Source organism: Pseudoduganella sp. OTU4001 (genome assembly GCF_038440195.1).
Lineage (GTDB): Bacteria > Pseudomonadota > Gammaproteobacteria > Burkholderiales > Burkholderiaceae_D > Rugamonas.
Genome location: NZ_JASATG010000027.1, coordinates 1 through 14798, shown reverse-complemented (window position 1 = coordinate 14798; position 14798 = coordinate 1). Strand labels below are relative to the sequence as shown.

Annotated in this window: 15 protein-coding genes; 7 read left to right on the top strand and 8 right to left on the bottom strand. The window is 65.4% G+C overall.

Going from position 1 to position 14798, the window contains the following annotated elements; translation table 11 throughout:
• Positions 1-69: 69 nt before the first annotated feature.
• Both AAHE99_RS20305 and AAHE99_RS20300 read left to right on the top strand, forming a co-directional pair.
• Entirely contained in the window at positions 70-801 is a 732-nt protein-coding gene (locus AAHE99_RS20305) for a 3-oxoacyl-ACP reductase family protein (RefSeq protein WP_342119177.1), read from the top strand.
• Positions 798-1385 (top strand): NADPH-dependent F420 reductase, encoded by a 588-nt coding sequence (locus AAHE99_RS20300; protein WP_342119176.1) that lies wholly within the window; start codon positions 798-800, stop codon positions 1383-1385. Before AAHE99_RS20305 ends, AAHE99_RS20300 begins: the two co-directional genes overlap by 4 nt.
• Here the strand turns inward: AAHE99_RS20300 and AAHE99_RS20295 are convergent.
• From AAHE99_RS20295 to AAHE99_RS20280, 4 genes are read right to left on the bottom strand one after another with little or no spacing between them, the layout of a single operon-like run.
• The gene (locus AAHE99_RS20295; RefSeq protein WP_342119175.1) at positions 1365-2594 is read right to left on the bottom strand and encodes a hybrid sensor histidine kinase/response regulator; all 1230 of its coding nucleotides are present in this window, start codon (positions 2592-2594) and stop codon (positions 1365-1367) included. The genes AAHE99_RS20300 and AAHE99_RS20295 overlap by 21 nt on opposite strands.
• Positions 2594-3199: a chemotaxis protein CheB gene (locus tag AAHE99_RS20290; RefSeq protein WP_342119174.1), complete on the bottom strand. Its 606-nt coding sequence runs from the start codon at positions 3197-3199 to the stop codon at positions 2594-2596. Before AAHE99_RS20290 ends, AAHE99_RS20295 begins: the two co-directional genes overlap by 1 nt.
• The gene (locus AAHE99_RS20285) at positions 3199-4029 is read right to left on the bottom strand and encodes a CheR family methyltransferase (protein WP_342119173.1); all 831 of its coding nucleotides are present in this window, start codon (positions 4027-4029) and stop codon (positions 3199-3201) included. Before AAHE99_RS20285 ends, AAHE99_RS20290 begins: the two co-directional genes overlap by 1 nt.
• Complete coding sequence (locus tag AAHE99_RS20280; protein ID WP_342119172.1) at positions 4029-7508, bottom strand: response regulator; 3480 nt, start codon at positions 7506-7508, stop codon at positions 4029-4031. Before AAHE99_RS20280 ends, AAHE99_RS20285 begins: the two co-directional genes overlap by 1 nt.
• A gap of 88 nt (positions 7509-7596) precedes the next feature.
• Here AAHE99_RS20280 and AAHE99_RS20275 point away from each other — a divergent pair, with 88 nt between their 5' ends.
• Positions 7597-8046, top strand: coding sequence for a hypothetical protein (locus AAHE99_RS20275; RefSeq protein ID WP_342119171.1), 450 nt, complete (start codon positions 7597-7599; stop codon positions 8044-8046).
• Position 8047: 1 nt separating this feature from the next.
• Here the strand turns inward: AAHE99_RS20275 and AAHE99_RS20270 are convergent, their stop codons facing one another.
• Positions 8048-8995, bottom strand: coding sequence for a zinc-dependent alcohol dehydrogenase family protein (locus AAHE99_RS20270; protein WP_342119170.1), 948 nt, complete (start codon positions 8993-8995; stop codon positions 8048-8050).
• Positions 8996-9103: 108 nt separating this feature from the next.
• On the opposite strand from AAHE99_RS20270, the gene AAHE99_RS20265 reads away from it, so the two are divergent.
• Positions 9104-9988 (top strand): LysR family transcriptional regulator, encoded by an 885-nt coding sequence (locus AAHE99_RS20265; RefSeq protein WP_342119169.1) that lies wholly within the window; start codon positions 9104-9106, stop codon positions 9986-9988.
• Here AAHE99_RS20265 and AAHE99_RS20260 read toward each other — a convergent pair.
• Positions 9985-10986: an aldo/keto reductase gene (locus AAHE99_RS20260; RefSeq protein ID WP_342119168.1), complete on the bottom strand. Its 1002-nt coding sequence runs from the start codon at positions 10984-10986 to the stop codon at positions 9985-9987. The genes AAHE99_RS20265 and AAHE99_RS20260 overlap by 4 nt on opposite strands.
• A gap of 102 nt (positions 10987-11088) precedes the next feature.
• Here AAHE99_RS20260 and AAHE99_RS20255 point away from each other — a divergent pair, with 102 nt between their 5' ends.
• From AAHE99_RS20255 to AAHE99_RS20250, 3 genes are read left to right on the top strand one after another with little or no spacing between them, the layout of a single operon-like run.
• Positions 11089-11982: a LysR family transcriptional regulator gene (locus tag AAHE99_RS20255; RefSeq protein ID WP_342119167.1), complete on the top strand. Its 894-nt coding sequence runs from the start codon at positions 11089-11091 to the stop codon at positions 11980-11982.
• A 15-nt stretch (positions 11983-11997) separates the two neighbouring features.
• A complete protein-coding gene (locus AAHE99_RS26815; RefSeq protein ID WP_446728944.1) occupies positions 11998-12312 on the top strand; it encodes an STY0301 family protein in 315 nt (104 codons plus the stop codon).
• Positions 12305-12787: an acyltransferase gene (locus AAHE99_RS20250; RefSeq protein WP_342119166.1), complete on the top strand. Its 483-nt coding sequence runs from the start codon at positions 12305-12307 to the stop codon at positions 12785-12787. The genes AAHE99_RS26815 and AAHE99_RS20250 overlap by 8 nt, the downstream gene beginning before the upstream one ends.
• 6 nt (positions 12788-12793) lie before the next feature.
• On the opposite strand, the gene AAHE99_RS20245 is transcribed toward AAHE99_RS20250, so the two are convergent.
• Positions 12794-14158, bottom strand: coding sequence for a thioredoxin family protein (locus tag AAHE99_RS20245; RefSeq protein ID WP_342119165.1), 1365 nt, complete (start codon positions 14156-14158; stop codon positions 12794-12796).
• Positions 14159-14161: 3 nt separating this feature from the next.
• On the bottom strand, positions 14162-14728 hold the full coding sequence (gene folE / locus AAHE99_RS20240) for a GTP cyclohydrolase I FolE (RefSeq protein WP_342119164.1): 567 nt from the start codon (positions 14726-14728) through the stop codon (positions 14162-14164).
• Between the last annotated feature and the right edge of the window lie 70 nt (positions 14729-14798).

The window sequence follows — 14798 nt, the reverse complement described above, 5'->3', positions numbered from 1 at the left end:
ACTACCGTTATGGAAGTGCGGGAACCATACTGGACTCATCGCACAACCACTCCTCGAAAGGAAAACATCATGGGCAACAAGATCGCAATCGTTACCGGCGGCAGCCGCTCCATCGGCGCTGCCATCGCCAAGCGCCTGGCGGCGGATGGCGCCACCGTGGCAATCACTTACAACGCTTCGCCTGAGAAGGCGCAGCAAGTCGTAGCGGAAATCGAGGCCAAGGGCGGCCGCGCCATTGCGCTGCAAGCCGATGCGGGCAATCCGGACGCCGTGCGTGCGGCTGTCGCGCAGGTGGCACGGCAGTTTGGCAAGGTCGATATCCTGGTCAATAACGCTGGCATCAGCGTACTGGGGAATGCACAGGACATCGCCTTTGAAGACTTCCAGCGCATCCTGGCGGTGAATGTGACCGGTGTTTTTGTCGCTACGCAGGAAGCCTTGAAGCATATGGGCCAGGGCGGCCGCATCATCCATATCGGCAGCTCGATGGTGCAGTATGCGGCCTTCCCCACCGCCTCCGCGTACACGCTGACCAAGGGCGCAGTGACGGGCTTTACGCGCGGCCTTGTGCGCGATCTTGGACCGCGCGGCATCACGGTCAACACCGTGCATCCCGGCCCTACCGACAGCGATATGAATCCTGCCGATGGTGCGGTAGCGGACTTCGTCAAGCCAGGCATCGCACTCGGTCGCTACGGCCAGGGTAGCGATATTGCGGCGGCGGTGGCTTACCTGGCTAGCGATGATGCAGCGTTCGTCAGCGGCGCGGAGCTGATGGTGGATGGAGGATTTACGGCATGAATACCATCTCGATCATTGGCGCTGGCTCCATCGGCAGCGCAATTGCACGGCTGCTCACCGGCGCCGGCCTGGAAGTGAAGATCGCCAATAGCCGCGGGCCTTCCTCGCTGGCGGGGCTGGTCGCCGAGCTGGGGCCGCGTGCAAGCGCCGCTACGGCGGCTGAGGCGGCGCGAGCGGATATCGTGTTTCTTTCCGTGCCATGGTCGCGCATAGCGAGCGCGGTGGAGGGCCTGGGCGATTGGGGCGGCCGCATTGTGGTCGATACCAATAATCCCATCGAGGCACCGGCCTTTAAGCCGTTTGACCTGGGTGGCCGGGCCTCGAGCGAGGTGGTAGCGGGTCTGCTGCCGGGAGCGCGCGTGGTGAAGGCTTTCAACCATCTGCCGCCGGCGCTGCTGGCGCAGGCAGATGGTGGGCAGCGTGTGCTGTTCTTCTCCGGTGAGGACGCCGGCGCCAAACAGGATGTAGCGCAGCTGATCGAACGCCTGGGGCTCTTCGGCATCGATCTCGGCGGAGTGGAGGGTGGGAAGCTGGCGCAATTCCCCGGCGGCCCGCTGCCGGCGCTAAACCTGTTGAAGGTCTGAAATGTCGCAATTCGTTCCTGCCGGATCGCCGGACCGCCCCAGACGCGACAATTCTTGCTCGCGGGGAAGGGTGAAGATGAAGGTGCTGCCGGCATGGGGCTGGCTGCGGACGGTCAGGGTGCCGCCGTGGGCTTCGGCGAGCTGGCGGGAGATGTAGAGGCCGAGGCCAAGGCCGGAGGGGACGTTGTCTACCTTGCCGCGCTCGAAGGGTTCGAAGATCTTGGGCAGCATTTCTTCGGCAATGCCGTCGCCCTGGTCGATCACTTCGATGCGGGCGCTTTCACTGTCGGCGTGCAGGCGGACGTCGATCGGCTTGCCGCCGCCATAGCGCAACGCATTGGTGATCAGGTTGACGATCACCTGCTCGATGCGGAATTCGTCCCAGCAGCCGGCCACGGGCTGCACAATCGTGAGCCGCAGTTCGCTGTGCATGTCGGCTGCCTGGTGCGACAGGTCGCCGACTACACGCTGTAACAGCGCTTCCAGGTCCACGGCGGCGGGGCGGATCGAGAGCTTGCCGCTGCGGATGCGCGAGACGTCGAGCATGTCGTCTATCAGCCGCACCATGGCGTGGATCTGGCGCATGTCGCGTGCCACCATGCGTTCCAACTGCGCGGGGGCAAAGTGGTCCATGTTGCCGCGCTCGAGCTGCAGCTTGCGCATCTGCGCTTCCAGGTAGAGGGTATTCAAGGGCGTGCGCAGCTCGTGGGCGACCATCGACATGAACTGGTCGCGCACTTTCAGCGCATGTTCCAGCTCTTGGCGCACGGTGTCCAGCTCGCGTACGGTGGCATCACGCTGTTCAACGATCTGGCGCACCTCCTGCTTTTGCCGGTATAGGTCGACGAAGACGTTGACCTTGCTTTTTACTGCGTCTGGGTCCAGGGGTTTGTAGAGGAAGTCGACGGCGCCGGCCTCGTAGCCTTTGAAGGCGTAATTCAGCTCCTTGCCGGCGGCGCTCACGAACACGATGGGGATGTGGCGGGTCTTGCCTGTGCCGCGCATCAGCTCCGCCAGTTCGAAGCCGTCCATGCCGGGCATCTGCACGTCGATGATCGCGAGGGCGAACTCGCGCTCCAGCAGCAGGGCCAGGGCCTCTTCGCCGTTGCGGGCCTGGTACACCACGCGGTCGTCGGCACGCACCAGGGCGTTCAAGGCGCGCAGGTTCTCCGGCAGGTCGTCTACCAGCAGGACGTTGGCGGTCTCCATCAGGCTTTCTCCAGCATTAGCAGCACTTGCTTGATCTTCTCCAGCGGCAGCACCAGGTCGGGCTTGCGGGCGCGGATCGCTTCCAGCGGCATCACGTCCACGTCGGCTTCTTCCGGGTCCTGCACCACGGTCATGCCGCCTGCCCTGCCGATGGCGGCCATGCCCGCTGCGCCGTCTTCATTGGCGCCCGTCAGCAGGATCCCAACCAGTCCGGCGCCATACACATCGGCCGCGGTCTCCATGGTGATGTCGATGGCCGGCCGGGCGAAGTGCAGCGGCGCGTCGCAGCTGATTGAGAAGCTGCGGTCGTTCTCGATCAGCAGGTGGTAGCCGGCTGGTGCAAAGTAGAGAGTACCCGGAATGATATCTTCCTTGTCGCCCGCTTCGCGCACAGGTATCTGCACGCGCTGCTGGAACACGTCCACCAGCTGGTTATGACGACCACTTCTTACATGCAGTACGACGACTATTGGTAGACGGTAGCCGCGCGGCACTGCCGGCAGCACGGTCAGCAGGGCATTCACGCCGCCGGCCGACGCGCCGATCACCACCGCCTCCGCCGTGCGGCCGCGTAATGCCTGCTCGAGCGAAGGAAAAGTGTCCATTATTTTTTCCTGAACAGGCGTTCGCGCTTGGCCAGCGCGTCAAAGCGTGGGCCGTAGCTGGAAAAGTCGATGCTCTCTTTGCTGCCCAGCCCAAGGAAGCCGCGGTGGCACAGCGATTCGTGGAACAGGCCAAGCGCCCTTTCCTGCAGCTTCTTGTTGAAGTAGATCATCACGTTGCGGCAGCTGACGAACTGGGTTTCCGCGAACACGGAGTCGGTAGCCAGGCTATGGTCGGCGAACGTGACGTTCTCGCACAGCGTGCGGTCGAACAAGGCGGCGTTGTAGGCGGCCGTGTAGTAGTCGGAGAAGGCGCGCTTGCCGCCGGCCGCCTGGTAATTGGCGGTGTAGGTGCGCATGTTCTCAAGCGGGAAAACGCCTTTGCGGGCTTTTTCCAGCGACTCCGGGTTGATGTCGGTGGCGTAGATGATGCTGCGCTCCAGCAGGCCTTCTTCCTTCAGCAGGATCGCCAGCGAGTACACCTCTTCGCCGGTGCTGCAGCCGGCTACCCATATCTTCAGCGAGGGGTAGGTGCCGAGCACCGGTATCACATGCTCGCGCAGGGCGACGAAGTAGCTTGGGTCGCGGAACATTTCCGTGACGGGGATGGTAATGAATTGCAGCAGCTGGCTGAAGGCATGCGGTTCGTGCAGCACGCGCGATTGCAGCTGGGAGATGGTGCTGCAGCCCATTTCGCTCATGGCGTGCAGCACGCGGCGTTTCTGCGAGGCGCCGGTGTAGTCGCGGAAGTCGTAGCTGTACTTGAGGAAGATAGCTTCCATCAGCATGCGCAGTTCGATCTCGACACTGCTGATCTGGGCGCTGTCGTTCATCACACCGTATCCAGGGCTGGCATCCAAACCCGCAGCAGCGAGTACAGGCGGGACAGGTCAATCGGCTTGGCTAGGTAGTCGTTGGCGCCGGCGGCCAGGCATTGTTCCTGGTCATCCTTCATGGCTTTGGCGGTAATGGCGATCACTGGCAGGCGCGTGAAGCGCGGGTCGGCGCGCAGGCGGCGCGTGGCTTCCAGGCCGTCCATGCCGGGCATCATGATGTCCATCAGCACCAGGTCGATTTCCGGCACGGCATCCAGCTTCTCCAGTGCTTCGTGGCCGTTGCGGGCGATTTCCACGGCGGCGCCTTTCTGTTCAATGGCGCTGGTCAGGGCGAAGATATTGCGTACATCGTCGTCCACCAGCAGGATGCGGCGGCCTTCGAATACCTTGTCGCGGCTGCGCACTGCCTTGAGCATGGTTTGCCGTTCGCTGGAGAGCTGGGATTCGACCTTGTGCAGGAACAGGGTGACTTCGTCCAGCAGGCGCTCGGGCGAGCGGGCGCCTTTGATGATGATGGAGCGGGAGTACTTGGACAGCTCGGCTTCCTCGGCGCGCGTCATGCTGCGGCCAGTATAGACGATCACCGGGGGGAAGCTGGCGATCTCCTGCTGCGACATTTTTTGCAGCAGCTCGCTGCCCTGCATGTCGGGCAGCTTAAGATCAATAATCATGCAGTCGAACACGGTGGCGTGCAGCTGCTGCAGGGCTTCAGCGCCGCTGGCGACGGGGGTGATGGCGATGTCTTCGTCTTCGATCAGCTTGACCATGCTGTCGCGCTGCCTTGCGTCGTCTTCCACCAGCAGGATGTGCTTGATCTTTTGCGTGAAGCGGCGCTCCAGGCGGTCGAATACGGCCAGCAGGTCTTCGCGTTTGGCGGGCTTGCGGGCGTAGCCGACGGCGCCCATGTGCAGGGCTGCTTCTCCGCCTTCGGCGCCGCTGATCACATGCACGGGAATGTGGCGGGTTTGCGGGTTGTCTTTCATTACCTGCAGCACGGAAAGGCCGGAGCGGTCGGGCAGGCGGATGTCGAGCAGCACGGCTTGCGGCTGGTATTCCTCGGCCAGGCGCAGGCCTTCCTCGGCTGTCATCGCCACCAGGGCGCGGTAGCTGGATTCGTGCGCGAGGTCGTACAGGATGCGGGCGAAGCCGGGATCGTCTTCGATGATCAGCACCATGCGTTCAGGCGGCGGTGCTGCGTTGCGGTCGTCGGCGAACGACTGCGCCGGCGAGGGCGCAGCTGCTGGGGCGGGGGCGGACGCCGGGGCCGGCACGGGCGCAGGGGCAGACGCGACGGGTGGAGCGGCGCTGGCGGCTGCGGCCGGCGGTGTGGCGTTCGCCCATTGCGTCGGCAATACCAGGGTAAACGTGCTGCCCTGCCCTGCGATGCTGGCCAGTTCGATCTCGCCGCCCAGCAGCCGCGCCAGGTCGCGCGAGATCGACAAGCCCAGGCCGGTGCCGCCAAAACGTCGGCTGGCCGTGCCATCTCCCTGCTGGAAGGCGTCGAATATGGTGTCGCGCTGTTCGTCCCGTACGCCGACGCCGGTATCGATCACCGCAAAGCGCAGCAGGCCCGCCTCGCCGGGCGACACGCGCAGGATCACTTTGCCGCGGTCGGTGAACTTGATTGCGTTCGACAGCAGGTTCTTGAGGATCTGCTCCAGCCGCTGGCGATCCGTGAACACGGTTTCCGGCATGCCGGGCGCCAGGTCGATCACGAAATCCAGCTGCTTTTCCTGCGCCAGCGGCTGGAAGACGTGGCCCAGGCCCTCGATCATGGGCTCCAGCGGCACGTCTTCCGGCGCCAGTTCCAGCTTGCCCGCCTCCACCTTGGAGATGTCGAGGATGTCGTTGATCAGCGTCAGCAAATCATTGCCGGCGGTGTAGATGGTCTGGGCAAAGCGCACCTGTTCTTCGCTCAGGTTGCCCTGCGCGTTCTCGGCCAGCAGCTTGGCCAGGATCAGCAAACTATTGAGCGGCGTACGCAGCTCGTGCGACATATTCGCCAGGAACTGCGATTTGTACTCGCTGGCCTTTTCCAGGTCGAAGGCGCGCGCCTCGACTTCAATGCGCGCCGCCGCCAGCGCCGCATTGCGCTGGTCCAGCATCGCCGCCTGCGAGGCCAGCTTCTCGTTGCTCTGCTCCAGCTCCACCTTTTGCATTTCCAGGCTGGCCTGCGACCGTTCCAGCGCGCGCGATTGCTCTTCCAGTTCCTCGTTCGCAGTGCGCAGCTCCTCCTGCTGCACCTGCAACTCCTCGTTCAGCGCCTGGGTTTCCGCCAGCGCTTCCGCCAGGCGCTGGCGTGACAGCGTCGCTTCGATGGCGTTGCCCACATTGCCCGCCACCAATTCCAGGAAATCCAGCTCGCGCTGCCCTACATTGCGCATGAAGCCCAGCTCCACCACGCCGTTCACGCGGATGTCGCTATACACCGGCTGCAGCACCAACTGCTGCGGCTCGCCATCGCCAAGCGAAGAAGACACTTTGATATAGCCGGGCGGCAGCTGCGCCAGGTGCACGGCCCGCCGCGAGCGTGCGGCCTGGCCCACCAGGCCTTCACCCTGCATCAGCAGGCGTCCCCTATCCTCGTCTTCGTAGGAAAAGCCATACGTGGCAGTGCGCAGCAGGGCGCCGTCCGGCTGCAGCACATAGAACGAGGCCACCGCCACGTCCAGGTACTGCGCCATGAACTGCAGCAGCGTGGACGACAGCTGCGGCAGCGCCATCTGACCGAGGCCCTGCTCCGCCAGCTGGCTCTGGCCCTGGCGCAGCCAGTTCTGGTGCTGCAGCTGGTAGGCGTGCGTGTGCTGCTCCTGCAGCGCGTCGCGGTAGGTTTCGGACAATTGCAGCAGATCGCGCCGGCCCTGCCACGCCAGCCAGCTGGCGGCTGCCAGGCTCACGGCCAGGAATACGGCGATGGTCCAGAAAGCCATAGCGCGTGCGGCCTGGCGGCGCTCCTCGCGCAGCCGCTCCTGGTGGCTGAGGAAATTGCGGAACTGCTCGCGCAGTTCGTCGAAAGGTATCCTGGCGGCGCCCGACTTCACCAGCGGCAGGACGTCCCCCTGCTGGCGGCGGGTCGCAATCAGCTGGTCCGCCACCCGCAGCCATTCCTTGTGCTGGTTACTTACGTGGCGCAGGCGCTCCAGCTGCTGCGGATCGCTCGCCACCAGTTCGGCCAGCGCATCGGTCGCGGCATCGAAGCGCGGGCGCGCGGCCAGGAAAGGGGTGAGGAAGGCATCGTCGCCGGTCAGCAGGAAACCGCGCATGCCACTTTCCATATCGACCGAAAGTCTGCGCAACTCCTGCGCGCTGCTGATGGCGCGCTCGGTGGATTCGGCGGCGCTCCAGGTGCTCATCAGGTAGCCGAACAAGGCGACGAAGATGGCGGCAGCAGCAAACCCTCCCAACAGCGGCGTTTTCACGTTGCGCGTCAGGATGCGGCGGAACCCTACATCGTCGATAGTCGAACTACGTGGCATGCAGGCAGTGTATCCCAGCCGAGATGCTTGCGCGGCAATCGTGCGCGGGGGCTATAATTGCTTGCAAACCAATCACCTTCTATCGCCCATGCGCAAGATCCTGACCCTGGCGCCTGTCCTGCTGCTGGCTGGCTGCACCAACGATTCGGCCACCTTCTATGCGGACTCGACGCGTGAACACACGCTGACGGTGCGCCGCCAGCAGGAGTTCTTCTGGAAGGAAGATGCCCAGTACACGCTGATGGCGGCGCGCCTGCCGGACTGCCAGCGCGCGATCCCGCTGGGCGAGATGCCGCTGGAGGACCTGGACTTCGAACTGTTCGCCAGCGGCGATAACGTCTGGAGCCTGCGCGCCGGCAAGTACGTCTGGCAGATCGAGACCCAGAACTGCACCCTGGTCGCGGAAGGCGGCGATACCGTCGCTTCCGGCCAGAAACTGGGCACCTTCGCAGCGGCGGGCAAGAAGGTCAAAATGAGCTTCGACGCCGAGCCGGCGCCCGCGCCACAGCCAGCAGCGCCGGCGCCAGCCGGCCAGTAACTTACACCAGGTCGACCACAACTTTTCCCATTGCATTACCCGATGCCAGATGCGCATGCGCCGCGTTGGCATCGGCCAGCGCAAAGCGCTGCGGATCGAGCCGTACCGTGAGCTGGCCGGCATCAGCCAGGCGTGCAGCTTCGCGCAGGATCGCGCCGTGGGCTGCGCGCCCCTGACCGCTCAGCAGCGGCAGCAAGGTGAACACCCCGGAATAGGTAGCGGCACGGAACGACAGCGGCGCCAGGGCATGCGTGCCCCAGCCCAGGCAACTCACCACATGGCCGCCATACTGCCGCACCGCCTTGAAGGACGCGTCCAGCACCGCCCCGCCCAGCGTGTCGTAGACGATATCGAATTCGCCGCCCTCGGCATTCTCGATGAAATGCGCACCAAGCTGCTCGATCAGTTCACGCTGCGCAGGCCGGCCGGTCGCGTACACCCGCGCCCCGCGCGCCAGCGCCAGCTGGATCGCCGCCCGCCCCACGCCGCCCGCGCCGCCCTGCACCAGCACTTTCTGGCCGGCGGATACGCGCGCACGGTCCACCAGACCCTCCCAGGCGGTGATGAAGACCAGCGGCAGCACTGCCGCTTCGCGCAGGCTCAGTGCCTGCGGTGCATGCGCCAGCAAATCCGCGTCCACCGCGGCGTATTCGGCCAGCGAGCCTTGCACGCCGCCCACTCCGCCGGTCATGCCGAACACGCGGTCGCCGGGCGCAAACCCGGTCACGCCCGAGCCAATAGCTTCCACCTCGCCCGCCATGTCGATACCCAGCACCGCCGGCAGTGGCATACGCGCATGGTCAGCGCGTCCGGCTGCGATCTTGAGGTCGAGCGGGTTGACGCCGCTGGCATGCACGCGCACCAGCACCTGCCCGGGCCCGGGCACCGGTTTCGACAGCTCGCCAAGGGTCAGCGCCTGGCCGGCTGCGTGGAGGATCATTGCTTTCATATGGACTCCTGTTGATTGCTTGGATGGAGGCCAGTGTAGGCGTGGCCGGGCGGCGGAAAAATAGGGCCGGTCTGCAAACAGAATCCACGAATTGTGGATAATGGCGCCATGGATAAACTGGATGCCCTGCGCGTCTTCTGCGCAGTCGTGGAATCGGGCGGCTTTTCGCGCGCGGCGGAAAAGCTGGGCATCTCCACGTCCTCCGTCACGGCCCAGGTCAGCGCGCTGGAAGCCCACTTCCACGTCAAGCTGCTGAACCGCACCACGCGCAGCATGTCCCTGACCGGCGAAGGCCGCGAATGCTACGAACAGGCGCAGCGCATGCTGGCCGATATGGAGGAACTGGAAGCCAGCCTGCAAGGCGCGGCCCAGCAGCCGCGCGGCACGCTGCGGGTGAACATGCCCGGACTGGTGTCGCGGCTGTATGTGGCGCCGGCACTGCCGCGCTTCCTCGCGCAGCATCCCGGCATTGCGCTGCAGGCCAGCGCCAGCGACCGCATGGTGGATATGGTGGAAGAGGGCTACGACGTGCTGCTGCGACTGGGCGAGATCAGCGATGCGCGCCTGGTCGCGCGCCCGCTGCTGCCGACGCACTACATCTGCTGCGCAGCGCCGGCTTTCGTGGAGCGCCACGGCGCACCGGCTACACCGCAGGAGCTGGCGCGCTTCGACTGCCTGCACTTCATCCTGCCGCGTGCGCGCCGCCTGCGCGAATGGCAGTTTGCCGATGGCCTGGCGTTGACGCCGCCTTCGCGCGCCTCCTTCGACCACGTGGACTCGCTGCTGGAAGCCTGCAAGGCCGGCGCCGGCATCGGCCAGTTCCTGTCCCTGTCGGTGCAGGCGGAATTGCGCAGCGGGGCGCTGGTGCCCTTGCTCACCGGGCACCAGGCGCCCGGCCCCACGCTCACCGCCCTCTACCAGCAGCGGCACCAGCGCGCGGCCAAGGTGCAGGCCTTTGTCGACTTCCTGGCCGAGGTCTTCGCCCAGGCTTAAGCCGCCTTCTCGCTATCCAGGTGCCCCAGCTGGTAGTCGTTATAGCGGCCACCGGCTGCCGCGCCTTGCGGCACGATCAGGTCCAGCGCCTGCAGGTCGGATTGCAGCAGCATCGCGTCCACCGCGCCCAGCGCTTCCTGCAAACGCTGGCGGGTGCGGGCGCCGACCAGGGGCACGATATCGGTGCCCTGCGCCATCACCCAGGCAATCGCCAGCTGCGCCATGCTGATGCCCTTGGCCTGCGCCACGGCGCGCATGCGTTCCACCAGTTCCAGGTTGTGCTTCAGGTTCTCGCCCTGGAAGCGCGGTGAGTACTGGCCGCGGAAGTCCTTCTCACCCTCGCGCTGCGCGCTCCAGTGGCCGCTGATCAAGCCGCGCGACAGCACGCCGTAGGCGGTAATGCCGACGCCCAGTTCGCGCGCGGTCTGCAGCAGGCCGTTCTCGATGCCGCGCGAGATCATCGAATATTCGATCTGCACGTCCACGATCGGGTGCACGGCATGCGCGCGGCGCAGCGTCTCGGCATTCACTTCCGACAGGCCGATATGGCGCACATGGCCCTTGCGCACCAGCTCCGCGATGGCGCCCACGGTGTCTTCAATCGGGGTGGCCGGGTCGACGCGCGACGGGCGGTAGATGTCGATATAGTCGGTGCCCAGGCGGCGCAGCGAGTAGGCGGCGAAGTTGGCCACCGACTGCGGGCGCGCGTCGTAGCCGATAAAGCCGCCATCCACGTCGCGCACCGCGCCGAACTTCACGCTCACCTGCACCTGCCCGCGCGGCACGCTGCGCAGCGCCTCGCCCAGCAGCATTTCATTGTGGCCCATGCCGTAGAAATCGCCGGTGTCGAGCAGGGTGATGCCGGCGTCCAGCGCGGCGGCGATGGTGGCCAGGCTCTCGCTGCGGTCGGCCGGGCCGTACAGGTCCGACATGCCCATCAGGCCCAGGCCAAGCTGGGAGGTTTGCGGGCCGGCGTTGCCAAGTTTGCGGGTTTCCATCTTCAGTTCTCCAGGTGGGGTTTCGATGGAATCCATTGTGCTATTATCGAATACGGCAATAAATGCCGCTATTGCTACATCTTTATTCGACAAAAGATAACAATGGACCAGCTCAAATCGATGCAGGTCTTCCTGGCGGTGGCCGACAGCAAGAGCTTCACCCAGGCCGCCGAACAGCTCGACCTGCCCCGCCCCACCGTCACCAATGCCGTGCAGGCCATCGAGCAGCAGCTCGGCGTGCGCCTGCTCCAGCGCACCACGCGCAAGGTCAGCCTGACCGTGGAAGGGCTGCTCTACGTCGAGCGCTGCCGCGCCCTGCTGAACGAGCTGGAAGACATCAACGCCCTGTTCCTCACCAATGGCCGCAAGCCCTCCGGCACCATCCGCGTCGACCTGCCCGAGCGCATTGCGCGCCTCACGGTGATCCCGGCACTGCCGGATTTCTTCCAGCGCTACCCGGAAATCAAGGTGCGCGTCGGCGCCAACGACCGCATGGCCGACCTGGTGGGCGAAGGCATCGATTGCGCGGTACGCGCGGGGGTGCTGCGCGACTCCACCCTGATCGCCAAGCCGCTCGGCGCGCTGGAACAGGTCAACGTCGCCTCGCCCGCCTACCTTGCGGCGCACGGCACCCCGCACACGCTGGAAGACCTGCGCGAGCACTGGGCGGTCAACTACTTCTCCAGCCAGACCGGGCGCGACCTGCCGTGGGAATACGTGGTGGATGGCGAAGTGCGCACGCTGTCCGTGCGCAGCCGCGTTTCAGTGGGAAGTTCGGAAGCCTACCTGGGCGCCTGCCTGGCCGGCATCGGCCTGGCCCAGATCCCGCGCCCCGGCATCGAACCGCTGCTGGCCAGCGGCGAACTGGTGGAAGTACTGCCGCAGTGGCGCCCGGCGCCGCTGCCCCTGTCGATCATCTACTCCCACCAGCGCCACCTGTCGCCGCGCGTGCGCGTGTTCGTGGACTGGCTGGTGGAAGTCCTGAAGACATCATGATTTGATCCGCCTCAAATTACGCACGCGCGGCTTCATGGCTGGACTGGTTATGACGGGAAAGCGCCACATAAATTTTACTTTGCGCAGTTTAGCGATGGTCCGCCTGCCCGGCAGGCGATTCTCTTGAGTGACAGGGAATCACGCTCCGGCCGGAACAAGGTCTTGCATTACGATTTCCTGGCGTCGCAAGAACCTTGGCTTATCGCCGGCGACGCGCTCATGCCGACTGACGCTGGACCATGTCCGCAACTTCGAGACGGTAAAGGACGTCAGTTGCAGGGAATGACGGTGCTATCATGCGATTTTTGCCCACCGCTACAACATGACTGACAACCGATCCCCAGCTTTCGTCCACGCCTTGGCGGATTGCCAATGCACGCAAATCGGCGCGGGCAGCCGCGTATGGCAATTCACGGTGGTACTGGCCGGCGCGCGCATCGGCAGCAACTGCAATATCAACAGCCACTGTTTCATTGAAAACGACGTGGTGGTGGGCGACAACGTCACCGTCAAATGCGGCGTCTACCTGTGGGATGGGCTGCGCGTGGGGAACGACGTTTTCATCGGCCCCAATGTCACCTTCACCAACGACAAGAAGCCGCGCTCCAAGGTGTATCCGGATGCCTTCCTGCCGACGGTGCTGGGGGATGGCGCCTCGATCGGCGCCGGTGCGGTGATCCTGCCCGGCCTGACCATCGGCCGCCGCGCCATGATCGGCGCCGGCGCGGTCGTCACGCGGGACGTGCCGGATGGCGGCGTGGTGTACGGCGATGCCGCCCGCCTGCGCCATATCGACGCAGGCTAAGCTTCCTTAACGCGTACCGGCCTGCAGCACGGCAGCCAGCGGCAAGCTGGCTGGCAGCTTGGCCAGCAGCTTCTGCGCCTGCGACAGGTTGCGCTGCTGGAAGGCGTCCGGCACGTTGCCGAAGTCCTGCGCCAGCGCGGCCGCCGCGGCTTCAATGCGCGCGGTGTCGGCCGGCGTGGTGTCGATCACGGCCAGCAGGTAGGTCACGCCCCACTGGATGCGGGTGGACGGACCGACGGCGGCGCGCCAGGCTTTCTCGTACCAGTCCAGCATGCCCGGCAGGTCGCCGCGGCGCTTGGCCGAGGAAGCAAGGCTCAGCATGAAGTAATAAGGCGAGTGCGAAGCGGCCAGTTCGGCCTGTAGCAGCGCTTCCGCTTCGGCCGCCAGGCCGGCGTCGTTCAATGCGCTGACAGCGGTGTTGACCAGCGTGTGGCGGCCGTACTTGTCGTCCACCAGGGCCAGCGCCTGTTCGGCACGGGTGCGCACCAGTTGCGGCAGGCTGGCGTCCACGTGGCCCATGCGCGCCATGCGCATTTGCAGGCGCACGGCGGTCAGGCGGTCGGGCGCGGACAGCCACATGTCTTCCGCCCATACCTGCGCGGCCTTGGCCATCGCGGCAGCCAGTTCGGCGTGGCGGGCAGGCGCGGCGCGCACCAGCTGGTGGCCGCTGTTGCCGAAGATGTCCATATTGGCGCGCGCCACGCGCGCATCTGCCAGCACGGACAGCAGGAATGCCGGCGAGGAAGCATCGGCCACGCGGCCGGCCTGCGCCACCAGCGCGTGCAGGCGCAGGCGCGCGGCAGCGTCTTCCACCTGGCGCGCGGCGGCCGGCGCTTCGCCGGCAACGGCGGCGGTAGCCAGCTGAGCCAGCGTGGCCAGGGTCACGCCCAGATCGCGGCCTTGCAGCAGCACGCCCTCGTCGGTGTCCCACGAGTAGTTCGAGAGCAGCGTCCATTCGGACGGCGCCAGGGTGCGCGTGCCATCCAGCGCGGCGGCCATCGATTCGCTGGCCGATTTGCCGGCAAAGCGCGCCGCCATCAGGGCCTCGCCAAACAGTTCGCCATCGAGCTCGCACGGCAGGCGCGTGATCTCGCTGCCGTCAGGGCGGTACATCACCATGGTCGGGTAGCTGCGCAGCTTCAGGCGCGCGGCCAGCGCCTGCGCGTTCGGGCTGTCGCCATCGAGCTGGACCGCCACCATGCTTTGCAGCTTGGCGGGGAATTCTTCACGGCCGAAGATTTCGTATTTGACCCGGTTGCACGGCGGGCACCATACGGCGCCCCAGTACAGGAACAGGGGACGGCCCGCATCGCGCGCCGCTGCCAGGGCGGCGTCGAAGCCGCCTTCAAACCACTCGATCGCGTCCGCCATCGCTTAGGACTCGCGCGCCAGGGCCAGGAATTCGGTGCGCATGGCCAGGTTAGGCTGCAGCTCGCCAAGCATGGCGGAGGTGACAGTCTCCTCGCCCGCGGTGCGGATGCCGCGCGACTCCATGCACAGGTGGCGGCACTTGACCACCACGCCCACAGCCTTCGGATCCAGCACGGTCATCAGCGCTTCGGCGATCTGCATGGTCATGCGCTCCTGCACCTGCAGGCGCTTGGAGAACACGTCGACCAGGCGGGTCAGCTTGGACAGGCCGACGATCTTGCCATTCGGGACATAGCCCACGGTGGCCTTGCCGAAGAACGGCGCCAGGTGGTGTTCGCAATGGCTGTACACGGGGATGTTCTTCACGACGATCAGCTCGTTGTACTGCTCGGCGCCATCTTCGAACGCCTTCAGCACTTCGGCCGGGTCCTGGCCGTAGCCGGACACCCAATGCTTCCACGCCTTGTGCACGCGGTGCGGGGTTTCCAGCAGGCCCGGACGGTCCGGGTCTTCGCCCAGGTGTTCCAGCAGGCGGCGCCAGTCGGCTTCGGTGAATACTTCTTTCGTCATGATTGCAAGACCGTGTAGGTGGAATCTAATCCACCAGTATACAGCGAATTAAAAGTCGGGGGGGGGGGGT